Annotated in this window: 7 protein-coding genes; 2 read left to right on the top strand and 5 right to left on the bottom strand. The window is 70.0% G+C overall.

Annotated elements, in window-relative coordinates:
* Nucleotides 1–77: 77 nt before the first annotated feature.
* The 4 genes from ACIGW2_RS19920 to ngcE form a co-directional block, all read right to left on the bottom strand.
* Nucleotides 78–1,289 carry an ROK family transcriptional regulator gene (locus ACIGW2_RS19920; RefSeq protein WP_356068336.1) on the bottom strand — a complete coding sequence of 404 codons (1,212 nt, stop codon included), beginning with the start codon at nucleotides 1,287–1,289 and terminating at the stop codon, nucleotides 78–80.
* A gap of 157 nt (nucleotides 1,290–1,446) precedes the next feature.
* On the bottom strand, nucleotides 1,447–2,397 hold the full coding sequence (locus ACIGW2_RS19915; protein WP_391653483.1) for a carbohydrate ABC transporter permease: 951 nt from the start codon (nucleotides 2,395–2,397) through the stop codon (nucleotides 1,447–1,449).
* Nucleotides 2,398–2,412: 15 nt separating this feature from the next.
* Nucleotides 2,413–3,342: a sugar ABC transporter permease gene (locus ACIGW2_RS19910; protein ID WP_356068332.1), complete on the bottom strand. Its 930-nt coding sequence runs from the start codon at nucleotides 3,340–3,342 to the stop codon at nucleotides 2,413–2,415.
* A 53-nt stretch (nucleotides 3,343–3,395) separates the two neighbouring features.
* Nucleotides 3,396–4,835, bottom strand: a complete 1,440-nt coding sequence (gene ngcE / locus ACIGW2_RS19905) for an N-acetylglucosamine/diacetylchitobiose ABC transporter substrate-binding protein (RefSeq protein WP_356068330.1) — start codon at nucleotides 4,833–4,835, stop codon at nucleotides 3,396–3,398.
* A gap of 393 nt (nucleotides 4,836–5,228) precedes the next feature.
* Between ngcE and ACIGW2_RS19900 the strand changes: the two genes are divergently transcribed.
* Nucleotides 5,229–9,053, top strand: a complete 3,825-nt coding sequence (locus tag ACIGW2_RS19900; RefSeq protein ID WP_399844745.1) for a GH92 family glycosyl hydrolase — start codon at nucleotides 5,229–5,231, stop codon at nucleotides 9,051–9,053.
* A gap of 70 nt (nucleotides 9,054–9,123) precedes the next feature.
* On the opposite strand, the gene acnA is transcribed toward ACIGW2_RS19900, so the two are convergent.
* Nucleotides 9,124–11,853, bottom strand: a complete 2,730-nt coding sequence (gene acnA, locus ACIGW2_RS19895; RefSeq protein WP_391653485.1) for an aconitate hydratase AcnA — start codon at nucleotides 11,851–11,853, stop codon at nucleotides 9,124–9,126.
* 470 nt (nucleotides 11,854–12,323) lie between these two features.
* On the opposite strand from acnA, the gene ACIGW2_RS19890 reads away from it, so the two are divergent.
* Complete coding sequence (locus tag ACIGW2_RS19890) at nucleotides 12,324–13,508, top strand: hypothetical protein (RefSeq protein WP_399844743.1); 1,185 nt, start codon at nucleotides 12,324–12,326, stop codon at nucleotides 13,506–13,508.
* Nucleotides 13,509–13,537: the final 29 nt, after the last annotated feature.

Raw genomic sequence — 13,537 nt, 5'->3', positions numbered from 1 at the left:
GCTGGAAGTCAACTCGGCCGCGGCTTCAACGTCAAGAAGTAAATCTTTAACGAGATGGCAACGGTGCCATTCGTTATCTAAGTGAAGGCAGGCGCGCGGGTCGCCGCGGCGCCCGGCAGCGCGCTCTCCAGCAGGGTCGAATCGCCCATTTCGCTCAGTACGAGGGCGAGGGCGCCCAGCACCTCGGCGCGCCCGCCCAGCGCCCCCGGGGCCACCGAGAGCTGCCGGGCCGCGCTGGGGATCGCGTAGCGCGCCACGGAGTCCCTGATGGGCGCCAGGACCAGCTCCCCGGCCTCCGCCAGGTCGCCGCCCAGGACCACCCGGCTCGGGTTCAGGAGGTTGCAGAGGTTGGCGACACCGCTGCCGATGTGCCGGCCCACGTCGGCGATCACCCGGCGGCAGCCCGGATCGCCCTCGCGGGCCAGCTGGACCACCCGCTCCATGGTCAGATCCGGCCCGTGGCTGGACTGGAGCAGCGGAAGGACGTAGCGCGCGGCCGCGAAGGTCTCCAGGCAGCCGCGGTTGCCGCAGCGGCACACCGGACCCGACTCGTCGAGGGTGATGTGCCCGATCTCGCCGGCGGTGCCGCCGGGGCCCCGGTAGACCCGCCCGTCGATCACCAGGCCGGCGCCGACGCCGCTGGCCACCTTGATGTACGCGAGGTCCTTGACGCCCCGCCCGCTCCCCCAGACCAGCTCGCCGAGCGCGCCGAGGTTGGCGTCGTTGTCGACGTGCACCGGGACGCCCAGGCGGGCCGAGAGCTCCTCGGCCGGGTTGATCCCGCTCCAGCCCGGCAGGATCGAGGTCGAGCCGAGAAGGCCGGAGGACACGTCGATCGGGCCCGGCACGCCGAGGCCGACCCCGACCACCTTGTCCCGGCCGATGCCCGTGGCCGCGATCAGCCGGCTGACCAGCTGCTCGGCCCGGTCGAAGCCCTCCGCGGACGAGGCGTCCACGTCCATCGGCTCGGCCTCCTCGGCGAGCACCTGGTGCGCCAGGTTGCCCACCGCGACCCGCAGGTGGGTGTGGCCGAAGTCGACGCCGATGACGATGCCAGCGTCGCCGCTGAGCGAGACGCTGCGGGCCCGGCGGCCGCCCGCCGAGGTCGGGGTGACCTCGACCGTGCCGCCGTCCTTCAGCTCGCGCACGATGTTGGAGACCGTGGCCGCGGACAGGCCGGTCGTCCGGGCGATCTCCGCCTGGGTGAGCGATCCGGCCATCCGTACCGCCCGGACGACCCGCTCGAGATTGGCCCGGTGCAGCGAGGACTGCGACCCCGGAGTCTCCATTGACTCTCTCCACCCTACGACGTGTACAAGTTATGAACTCCAAGCTCCGCTGTGGGGCTTGTCGTCGTCAAGTCCTCGACGGTAGTCGAATCCGGAACGAAAAGGTCCGGCCCCCGGGAACCGCGTTCCCGGGGGCCGGAGCGAAGCAGCGCTCTTGTTACTTGAGCGTGGCCGAAGTGAGACCCGCCTGGACCTGTCGCTGGAAGGAGAGGTAGACCACCAGCATCGGGATCATGGCGATGGTCACGCCGGCAAAGAGCACCGGCAGGTCGGTCGCGTAGCCCTGCTGCTGCTCCAGCTGGATCAGGCCCTGGGTGAGCACGTAGCGCTCCGGGTCGTCACCGCTCTGCGGCTGCATGAGCACGGTCGGCAGGATGAACTGGTTCCACTGCCCCAGCGTGTTGAAGATCCCGACGCTGAGCAGGCCGGGCTTGGCCATCGGCAGCATCACCTGGAAGAAGGCCCGGGTGTGCGAGGCCCCGTCCAGGATCGCCGCCTCGAAGACCGCCGTCGGCAGCGTCCGGAAGAAGGAGTGCATGAAGAAGACGGTGAACGGCATCGAGTAGGCGACGTACACCAGGATCAGGCCCTGGTAGGTGTTGAGCATCCCGAGCATCTTCACCATGAAGAAGAGCGGGACCAGGGCCAGGAAGACCGGGAACATCGCGCCGGCCACGAAGAAGTAGTAGAGGAGCCGGTTGCCCCAGAACGCGTAGCGGGCCAGCACGTAGGCGGCCATCGAGCCGAAGAGCATGGTCAGCGGCACCGAGAACACCAGGACGATCACGGTGTTGAGGAAGTAGTCGCCGATGCCCTTGTTCCAGGCCCGGGTGAAGACGTCGAAGGACCAGTTCTCGGGCCAGCCGAAGGCCGAGCCGGCGATCTGGGCGTCCGTCTTGAAGGAGCTCAGCACGAGCCAGATCAGGGGCAGCACGATCAGCAGGGCCCAGACGGCGAGGAAGCCGTGCGAGAAGACGTTCAGCACGACGCCCTCGCGGGCCGGGCCGCGGGCCGGGGTGCCGCCCGCTCGGACGGCGCGCTGGCGCGGCACGGCGGCCTCGCCGGCGTCGGACGGCTGGGCGCCGGACTTCTGGATGGGTGCAGTCATCGTCGGTTCTCCCGCTCAGAACTCGAGGCGCTCGCGGCGGGTGGCGCGCAGCGTGACCACGGACACGATCAGGGTGAGCAGCAGCATCACGACGCCCATGGCGCAGGCGTAGCCGCTCTTTCCGAAGTAGAGGAAGTTGCGCATCATGACCGTCGACATGACCTCGCTGTGGTGGTCGGGCCCACCGCCGTAGTCGCCGGAGGTCATGGTGGAGACGAGGACGAACATGTCCATCGCCACGATGCCGAGGTAGACCCAGGCCGTCTGGACGGAGTCCCACAGCAGCGGCAGCGTGATCCGGAAGAAGGACTGGGCGCGGCCGGCGCCGTCGATCAGGGCGGCCTCGTAGATGTCCCTCGGGATGGACTGCATGGCCGCCGAGAAGAGCACCAGGTAGAAGCCGACGCCGTGCCAGACGACGACCGCGAGCAGGGCCCACAGGACGAAGTCGGGCTCGTTGAGCCATTCGACCGGCTGGTCGGCCTCGATCAGGCCGAGCTTCAGGAGCAGGCCGTTGAGCATGCCGCCGGCGTCGCTGCGGTACACGGCGCCGAAGAGCACCGCGAGGATCGCGAGCGAGAGCACCTGCGGAAAGAAGTAGACGACCTTGTAGAACTTGGACCCGGCGACGCCCGCGACGCCGCCGGCCCGGCTCCGCCCGCCCGCGTTCACCATGAAGGCGAAGAAGAGGGCGAGCAGAATGGTGATCACCGGGATGAACACCAGGAACAGGATGTTGTGCCAGACCGCTCCCAGGAAGACGTCGTCCTCGAAGAGCGCGACGTAATTGTCGAGGCCGACGAAGGAGAAGTCCTGTGACTGGCCCTTCCAGTCGGTCAGCGAGTAGCCGAACGTCTGGATGTACGGCCAGATGACGAAGACCAGATAGAGGGTCACGGGTATGAGGAGGAATCCCGTGACGAACTTGTACTGCCCTTTGCGCATGGCGTTCCTGTCCCTGATGTCCCCGGCGGAGATACGCGAGTGCGGTCCGCGCGTCAGTCGCGGTGGTTCTTCTTGGACGCCGGGTCCTTGGCGGCCTTGTCGACCGCCGCCTGGGCCCGCTTCAGCCATTCCGCGGGCTGGATGCGCTTGGCCATCAGCTCGTTGGAGGCGTTCTGGATCTCGGTGTCCATCTCGCTGTACCACTCGGTGTACAGGTAACGGAAGGTGTTGGTGCCGGCCTTCTTGGAGGCCTCGACCGTGGACTGGGTGCCCGGGCGCAGCTTGACGCTCGGGTCCACGCCGTCGGCGAGGATGGTGAGGGAGTTGGCCTCCTTGGCGAAGAGCGTCGACCACTCCTTGGAGAGCATCAGGCGCATGAACTCCTTCGCCTCGGCCAGGTTCTTCGCCTTGGCCGGGATGATGAAGGGCTCGCCGGAGCCGGCCCGGATCGCCTCGTAGGGCATCTTGCTGCCGGGCAGCAGCGGCATCGGCATGAACTTCATGTCGAAGTCCGCCGGGGTCTGCTTCAGCTGCTCGTTCTCCAGCCAGGAGCCGCAGGTGATGAAGGCGGCCTTGTACTGGTTCCAGCGGGTCTGGGACTCGGTGTGCTCCAGGCCGTTGGTGCCGGGCATGAGGTAGCCCTTCTCGACCACCTCGTAGATCGCCTCGACGGCCTGCTTGGCGGCGTCGGAGCCGACGAAGGCCTTGGGGTCGAGGTTGTCGATGGCCTTCATGGCCTCCAGGCCGCCGGTCTTGGCGATCAGGTCCATGATGGCGACGTTGATGTAGTACGGGTACTTGCCCTGGTGGGCGAGGCCGCCGATGCCCTGGGCGGTGGCGTCCTTGCAGATGGCGAGGAACTCGTCCCAGGTCTTGGGCTCGGTCCAGCCCTTCTCCTTGAAGAGCTTGCCGGAGTACCACAGGCCCCACACCGTGTAGATGTAGTTGAGGGCGACGACCTTGCCCTCCTGGAGGCCGGCGTCGATGGTGCCGGGGATGAGGGTGTCGCGGACCTTCTTGTTCGGGTCGTCGACGGAGGGTGCGTCGAGGACCTCGGCGAGGTCGAGCAGCTGCCCGTTCTTGTGCAGCACGTCGATCTTGATCTTCTGGGCGCCGGAGTCGTCGACGATGTCCGGCGGGTTGCCGGCGTTGAAGCGCGGCTGGAGCTTGCCGGTGATCTCCTGGGTGCCGGTGTGGGTGGCGGTGACGCCCCACTTCTTGTTGAAGGCGGCTTCCCACGCCTTGGCGTACTCGTCGCCGTAACCGCCCTTGAAGACGACGACGTCGATCTTGCCGCCCTTGGTGAGGCCGAACGGATTGTCCTTCGTCTTCTCGCCCTTGGGCTTGTCGGAGGAGGAGTCGTCGCCGCCGCTGGAAGCGCACGCGGACAGGAAACTCATGGTGGGCACCGAGATCAGACCGAGTGCGGCGGAACGCTTGATCAGATCGCGACGGCCGAGGCCCTCGTTCTTCGGGGCGGAGGTGGATCCCATGCTCAAGTCCTCGCCTTCATTCAGGACTCAGGCGGTGTACCGGTCGCCCGTACAGAGTTCGCCTCAGGCGAAGGGCCCCGCCACCGCGGTCAATTGCAGCTGGGTCGTGCAGGCGTCGGGCCGCCGTTGGTTTCCGCGAGTTCCGCGACGACGGGCTGGACGCCGACAGGTATAGTCCACTTCCCTTCGCGGGAGCAAGATCGAAACCAGCTTTCCCGCGCAGTCTTCTCCGAGTTGAGACCTGCGGATTCACGAGGGCGTTTCTGCCCCGTTTCCTCCTGCCGATTGTCGTCAACACCCTTGACAGGGGGCATCATTCACCCGTCTCCTGGGGTCTCGCGCAATCGGTTTGACAACGTTGTCTAGAACCAGCGGCAGGAGCGACCACACGGCATGCGTCCCCACCTCAGAACGGTCGCCCTCGCGGCCTCGGCGGCACTCGTCCTGAGCCTCACCCCCACGGTGGCTCAGGCGCTTCCGGGCCGATCGGGCGAATCCGGCACCACCGCCGACACGTTCACCACCTCCTTCGAAGCGGACGAGACACAGCCGACCTGGCGGAACACCGTCGACGTCGGCCCCGACGGAAAGAAGCACGCCTCCGGCGTCGACGGCGGGTTCGCCACCGGCATCCCCGGCAACGTCACCGACCGGGTGACCGCCGTGCGCGCCAGCGGCGAGAACGCCGGCTCCGGCGAGGTCAAGGAGAACCTCGTCGACCTCCAGGCCGGCACCAAGTGGCTGGTCTTCGAGCCCACCGCCTGGCTGGAGTTCGACCTCGACGAGCCGGTGAAGCTCGCCACCTACGCGCTCACCTCGGCCAACGACGCCGCCGAGCGCGACCCGAAGGACTGGGTCCTCAAGGGCTCGGCGGACGGCACGCACTGGACCGTCCTCGACACCCGCACCGGCGAGTCCTTCGCCAAGCGCTTCGAGACGAGGAGCTACGACGTCCCCGGCGCGGCCGGCGGCGGCGCGACCGCCTACGCCCACTACCGCCTGGAGATCACGAAGAACGCCGGCGCGGGCCTCACCCAGCTCGCCGACGTGCAGTTCTCCAACGGCGACACCTCCCAGCCGGTCCCCGAGGACATGCGCAGCGCCGTCGACCGCGGCCCCAGCGGCTCCCCCACCGCCAAGGCCGGGGTCGGCTTCACCGGGAAGCGCGCGCTGCGCTACGCGGGCACCCACCAGGGCGAGGGCCGGGCCTACTCGTACAACAAGGTCTTCGACGTCGACACCCGCGTCGGCCGCAACACCGAGCTGTCCTACAAGGTCTTCCCGTCGATGTCGGCCTCCGAGACCGACCTCAACTACCCCGCCACCCACGTGTCCGTGGACCTGGCCTTCACCGACGGCACGTATCTGAGCGAGCTCGGCGCCACGGACTCCCACGGCGGGGCCCTCACCCCGCAGGGCCAGGCCGCTGCCAAGCGCCTCTACGTCAACCAGTGGAACCAGGTCACCTCCCGGATCGGCGAGGTCGCGAACGGCAAGACGGTGGACCGGATCCTGCTGGCGTACGACTCACCCGAGGGCCCCGGGAAGTTCCAGGGCTGGCTCGACGACCTGTCGATCGCGCCGAAGGCCCCGCAGCAGCCGTACGAGCGCCTCTCCGAGTACGCCTCGACCACCCGCGGCACCAACTCCTCGGGCTCCTTCTCGCGCGGCAACACCTTCCCCGCGACCGCCGTCCCGCACGGCTTCAACTTCTGGACGCCGGTGACCAACGCGGCGACCCAGAGCTGGATCTACGAGTACGCGCGCGGCAACAACGCCGACAACCTGCCGGCCCTCCAGGCGCTGTCCGTCAGCCACCAGCCGAGCCCCTGGATGGGCGACCGGCAGACCTTCCAGGTGATGCCCTCGGCGGCGGCCGGGACCGTGCCGACCGACAAGGCGGCCCGCGCGCTGCCGTTCCGGCACGCCGACGAGTCGGCGAAGCCGTACGCCTACGGGGTGACCTTCACCAACGGCCTGAAGGCGGAGATCGCGCCGGCCGACCACGCCGCCCTGATGCGCTTCCGCTTCCCCGGCGAGGACGCGAGCGTGGTCCTCGACAACGTCACCGGCCAGGGCGGTCTCACCCTCGACCCGGCGAGCCGCTCCTTCACCGCCTACTCGGACGTGAGGAGCGGGCTGTCCACCGGCGCCGGCCGGATGTTCGTCTACGGCGTCTTCGACGCGCCGGTCACCGACTCCGCCGCCCAGGGCGTGAAGGGGAGCCTCCGCTTCGACGCGGGCGCCGACCGGACGGTCCAGCTGCGGATCGCGACCTCGCTGATCTCCGTCGAGCAGGCCAGGGCCAACCTCTCGGACGAGATCCCGGAGGGCACCTCCTTCGAGACCGTGCGCGAGCGGGCCCAGGACGCCTGGGACGAGGTGCTCGGCCGGGTCACCGTGGAGGGCGCGAGCCACGACCAGCTGGTCACCCTCTACTCCAGCCTCTACCGGCTCTACCTCTACCCCAACTCGGCCTTCGAGAAGGTCGGTTCGACCTACCGCTACGCCAGCCCCTTCTCCGCCCCGGCCGGGCCCGACACCCCGACCCGTACCGGCGCGAGGATCGTCGAGGGCAAGGCGTACGTCAACAACGGCTTCTGGGACACCTACCGCACCACCTGGCCGGCCTACTCCTTCCTCACCCCGAAGAAGGCGGGCGAGCTGGTCGACGGCTTCGTGCAGCAGTACAAGGACGGCGGCTGGATCTCCCGCTGGTCCTCCCCCGGCTACGCGGACCTGATGACCGGCACCTCCTCCGACGTGGCCTTCGCCGACGCGTACGTGAAGGGCGTCGACTTCGACGCGGAGGCGGCGTACGAGGCGGCCCTGAAGAACGCCACCGTCGCCCCGCCGAGCGCGGGCGTCGGCCGCAAGGGCACCACGACCTCCGTCTTCACCGGCTACGCCTCCACCGCGACCCACGAGGGCCTGTCCTGGTCCCTGGAGGGCTACCTCAACGACTACGGCATCGCGCAGATGGGCCGGGCGCTCCACGCGAAGACCGGGAAGAAGCGGTACGCGGAGGAGTCGGCGTACTTCCTCGACCGGGCCCGCAGGTACGTCTCGCTCTTCGACGCCAAGGCCGGCTTCTTCCAGGGCCGGGACGCGAACGGCGCCTGGCGGGTGCCCTCGGAGTCGTACGACCCGCGGATCTGGGGTCACGACTACACGGAGACCAACGGCTGGGGCTACGCCTTCACCGCGCCGCAGGACTCCCGGGGCCTGGCCAACCTGTACGGCGGACGGGCCGGCCTCGCGAAGAAGCTGGACGCCTACTTCTCGACGCCCGAGACGGCCTCGCCCGACGTGGCCGGCTCCTACGGCAGCGTCATCCACGAGATGACCGAGGCCCGGGACGTGCGGATGGGCATGTACGGGCACTCCAACCAGGTCGCGCACCACGTGCCGTACATGTACGATGCGGCCGGGCAGCCCTGGAAGACGGCCGAGAAGGTGCGCGAGGTGCTGTCGCGGCTCTACACCGGCAGCGAGATCGGGCAGGGCTACCACGGCGACGAGGACAACGGCGAGCAGTCGGCCTGGTTCCTGTTCTCCGCGCTCGGCTTCTACCCGCTGGTGATGGGCAGCGGGGAGTACGCGATCGGCTCGCCGCTCTTCACCAAGGCGACCGTGCGGATGGACAACGGGCGCACCCTGGTCGTGGAGGCCCCGCGCAACAGCGCCCGGAACGTCTACGTCCAGGGCGTGAAGGTGAACGGCGTGGCCTGGAACTCGACGGCGCTGCCGCACGCGCTGCTCGCGAAGGGCGGCACGCTGAAGTTCGACATGGGCCCGGAGCCCTCGGCCTGGGGCACGGGCGCCTCGGCGGCCCCGGTGTCGATCACCCGGGACGACAGGGTGCCGGCGCCGCGGACGGACCTGGTGCCGCGCGGCACGGGCCCGCTCTTCGACGACACCTCGGCGACGGCCGGGCCGGTGGCCGGCGCGCTGGAGCTGCCGGTGCCGGCGGCGGGCAGGGCGGTCCAGTACACCCTGACCTCCTCGGCGGACCGCACGAAGGCGCCGGCGGGGTGGGTGCTCCAGGGCTCGGCGGACGGCGTGACCTGGACGGACCTGGACCGGCGGACGGGCGAGTCCTTCGCCTGGGCCCGGCAGACCCGCGTGTTCTCGGTGGCGAAGCCGGCCGCGTACGCGAAGTACCGGCTGGTGCCGGCCGGTCCGGGTGAGCTGGCGGAGGTGGAGCTGCTGGGCTGACGCCCGCCGGACACGAGGAAGGGCCCTCTCCCCGCCGGGGAGAGGGCCCTTCCGTCCGATCCCTTGGCTGCTAGCCGCGGATCAGGTTGCGCAGCACGTACTGCATGATGCCGCCGTTGCGGTAGTAGTCCGCCTCACCGGGGGTGTCGATGCGGACGACCGCGTCGAACTCGACACCGGTGTCGGTGGTGACCTTCACCGTGCTCGGGGTGCGGCCCTCGTTGAGCTCGGTGATGCCGGTGATGGAGAAGGTCTCCTCGCCGGTCAGGCCCAGCGACTCGGCCGACTGGCCGGCCGGGAACTGCAGCGGGAGGACGCCCATGCCGATGAGGTTCGAGCGGTGGATGCGCTCGTACGACTCGGTGATGACGGCCTTGACGCCGAGGAGCGCGGTGCCCTTGGCCGCCCAGTCGCGGGACGAGCCGGAGCCGTACTCCTTGCCACCGAGGATGACCAGCGGGATGCCGGCGGCCTGGTAGTTCTGCGAGGCGTCGTAGATGAAGGAGACCGGGCCGCCCTCCTGCGTGAAGTCACGCGTGAAGCCGCCCTCGGTGCCCGGCGCGATCTGGTTGCGCAGGCGGATGTTGGCGAAGGTGCCGCGGATCATGACCTCGTGGTTGCCTCGGCGCGAGCCGTAGGAGTTGAAGTCACGACGCTCCACACCGTGCTCGGTGAGGTACTTGCCGGCCGGGGTGTCGGCCTTGATGGCACCGGCCGGGGAGATGTGGTCGGTGGTGACCGAGTCGCCGAGCTTGGCGAGGACGCGGGCACCGGAGATGTCGGTGACCGGGGTGGTCTCCATCGTCATGCCCTCGAAGTACGGGGGCTTGCGGACGTAGGTCGACTCCGGGTCCCACTCGAAGGTGTTGCCGGTCGGGATCGACAGCGCCTGCCACTGGGCGTCGCCCGCGAAGACGTCCTGGTAGGACTTGGAGAACATGTCCTCGCCGATGGCGTTGGCGACGACGTCGTTGACCTCGGCCTCGGAGGGCCAGATGTCCTTGAGGTAGACCGGGTTGCCCTCGGTGTCGGTGCCGAGCGCGTCCTTGGTGATGTCCACCTTCATGGAGCCCGCGATGGCGTACGCGACGACCAGCGGCGGGGAGGCCAGGTAGTTCATCTTGACGTCGGGGTTGATGCGGCCCTCGAAGTTCCGGTTGCCGGAGAGGACCGAGGTGACCGCGAGGTCGTGCTCGTTGACGGCCTTGGAGACCTCCTCCGGCAGCGGGCCGGAGTTGCCGATGCAGGTGGTGCAGCCGTAGCCGACGAGGTTGAAGCCGACCTTGTCGAGGTACGGGGTGAGGCCCGCCTTGTCGAAGTAGTCGGTGACGACCTTCGAGCCCGGGGCGAGGGTGGTCTTGACCCACGGCTTGCGGGTCAGGCCCTTCTCCACGGCCTTCTTCGCGACGAGCGCGGCGGCGACCATGACGTACGGGTTCGAGGTGTTGGTGCAGGAGGTGATGGCCGCGACCGTCACCGCACCGTGGTCGAGGGTGTAGGTCGTGCCGTCGGGGGCGGTGACCTGGACCGGGTTCGACGGGACGCCGTTGGTGGCGGCCGGGGCGTCGGACGCCGGGAAGGACTCCTCGCCGGCCTCGTCGGCGGTGGCGACGTAGTTGAGGACGTCGCTCTTGAACTGCTCGGCGGCGTTCGCGAGGACGATGCGGTCCTGCGGGCGCTTCGGGCCGGCGATCGACGGGACGACGGTGGAGAGGTCGAGCTCCAGCTTCTCGGAGAAGTCCGGCTCGGCCTTCGGGTCCAGCCAGAGGCCCTGCTCCTTGGCGTACGCCTCGACGAGCGCGACCTGCTGCTCGGAGCGGCCGGTGAGCTTGAGGTAGTTCAGGGTCTCGTCGTCGATCGGGAAGACCGCGGCGGTGGAGCCGAACTCCGGCGACATGTTGCCGATGGTGGCGCGGTTGGCGAGCGAGGTGGCGGCCACGCCCTCGCCGTAGAACTCGACGAACTTGCCGACGACACCGTGCTTGCGCAGCATCTCGGTGATGGTCAGCACGAGGTCGGTGGCGGTGGTGCCGGTGGGCAGCTCGCCGGTCAGCTTGAAGCCGACGACGCGCGGGATGAGCATGGAGACCGGCTGGCCGAGCATCGCGGCCTCGGCCTCGATGCCGCCGACGCCCCAGCCGAGCACACCGAGGCCGTTGACCATGGTGGTGTGGGAGTCGGTGCCGACGAGGGTGTCGGGGTAGGCCTGGCCGTTGCGGACCATGACCGTGCGGGCCAGGTGCTCGATGTTCACCTGGTGGACGATGCCGGTGCCCGGCGGGACGACCTTGAAGTCGTCGAAGGCGGTCTGGCCCCAGCGCAGGAACTGGTAGCGCTCCTTGTTGCGGCCGTACTCCAGCTCGACGTTCTGCGCGAACGCGTCGTTGGTGCCGAACTTGTCGGCGATGACGGAGTGGTCGATGACCATCTCGGCCGGGGACAGCGGGTTGATCTTCGCCGGGTCGCCGCCGAGCGCCGCGACGGCCTCACGCATGGTGGCCAGGTCGACGACACAGGGCACACCGGTGAAGTCCTGCATGATCACGCGGGCCGGCGTGAACTGGATCTCCTGGCTCGGCTGGGCCTGGGAGTCCCAGTTGCCCAGGGCCCGGATGTGGTCGGCGGTGATGTTCGCGCCGTCCTCGGTGCGGAGCAGGTTCTCCAGGAGGACCTTCAGGCTGTAGGGGAGGCGCGCGGAGCCCTCGACCTTGTCCAGCTTGAAGATCTCGTACGACTCGTCGCCCACGCGCAGCGTGCTGCGGGCGTCGAAGCTGTTCGCCGACACGACAGTCTCCTTCATATATGTGCGCGTTCCACCACATCCTGCCGCCACGTACACGTCGTCGATCCGCTAAGGTAAGGCTAAGTTAGGTAACCCTTACCAGGGTGGCGGCAGCGGTGCGCCTCGGCAGATATCTCGATGTCGAGATAACTCTAGTACATCACCGGCGGTCGGTCATGCCCCGGCCCGGCCGGATCTCGCGTGGCGGGGCCGGGGCACGGGCGGGACGGCCGCGGAGGGGCTTCCCGGGCGGGTGGAGGCAGGGCGGCGGCCGGGCGGGCGCAGGGGCACCCCTCCCGTACGAGGGGGCTTCGGGTGCAGCCGGGGCCCGGGCGCGGGCGGAACGGCCGTGGAGCGGGGCACGAGGCCAGCGGGGCGGGACACGGGCAGGGGCGGCCGGGGCCGGGGCCGGGGCGCGCGCAGGGCGGCCGGGGCAGGGGTCCGGGGCGGCCGGACGCCCCGCGCAGCCACGCCCTACGATCACGCGCATGAGCGACGGCGTGGTGGGGGCGATCCGGGGCCTGTTCCGGGGGCGCGGACGCGAGGAGGGCGCGGACCGGGCGGAGCGCGACCTGGCCCGGGTGGACGCGGAGATCACGGCGTTCGGGGAGGCGCTCGCCGCGCACCCCTTCACGCCCGACCACACGGCGCACGACCCCGTGCTCCTCGCCGACTACCAGCGCGCCCTGGACGCGTACGAGCAGGCCAAGCGGGACTTCGTCGGCGACCGGACGCTGCGCGACGCCGCCGACGTGCTGCGCTCCCTCGACGCGGGCCGATACGCCCTGGCCTGTGTGGACACCGCGCTCGACGGCCGTCCGCGACCGCACCGCCTCCCCCTCTGCTTCTTCGACCCGCGCCACGGGCGCGCCGCCGAGGAGGTCCGCTGGGCGCCGCCCGGCGGCGCGGCCCGGACGATCGCCGTGTGCGCCGCCGACGCCGTGCGGCTCGCGGAGGGCCTGCCGCCGATCGAGAGCGGGCTGCGCGAGCCTGAGCCCGTCCCCCGGTCCGCGCCGGGACCCCGGTCCGCGCCGGGCTCCGGGAAGGGCACGGACGCACCCTCCGCCCCGCCCGTACCACCGCCCGCCGAGGCCTACCAGACCTGGCCGGCGCACACCGGGACCGGGCAGCGGCGGGAGGGCCGGGGCGGGACGGGGCTCGTGCTCCACCGCACGGGCGCGGCCGAGCCCGCGGTGCTCGTCGTCCACCTGGAGCGGGCCGAGAACTCCTGGGTGGAGCTGACCCAACCCTCGGACGGGCCGGTCCGGCAGCCCCTCACCCACGCTTCCGCGCTGACCCGGGCGGTCGTGCCGGTCCCGGCCGACGGGCTGACCGGGATCCACCTCCGGACGCACACCGCGAAGGGCTGGCGGGCCTGGCTGCACCCGCTCGACGCGCTCCCCTCGCTGGACCCGCTGCTCCTGGACGACGGCCTGGCGTCGGCCGGTTCGTACGTGCTGCGGCACCCGGGCGGCCGGGAGCGCATCCGGGTCGCCCAGCACTCCGGATCCGCCTTCGCGCTGCACGTCCTGCGCCCGGACCTCCGGCTCGGGCAGGCGCTGTGCGAGGGGGACGGCGCCTTCGTCCGCACGGTGGTCACGCCGAGGAAGCCGGGGCTGCTGTACGTGCGGTCGCGCGGGACGTGGAGCCTGACGCCGGCGGGGCGGCCCTGAACGGGTGACTCCGTTCGGACGCGCGCGCG

The organism is Streptomyces sp. NPDC053541, from assembly GCF_044544705.1.
Classification (GTDB): Bacteria; Actinomycetota; Actinomycetes; order Streptomycetales; family Streptomycetaceae; genus Streptomyces.
This window is presented reverse-complemented; position numbering and strand designations above follow the sequence as displayed.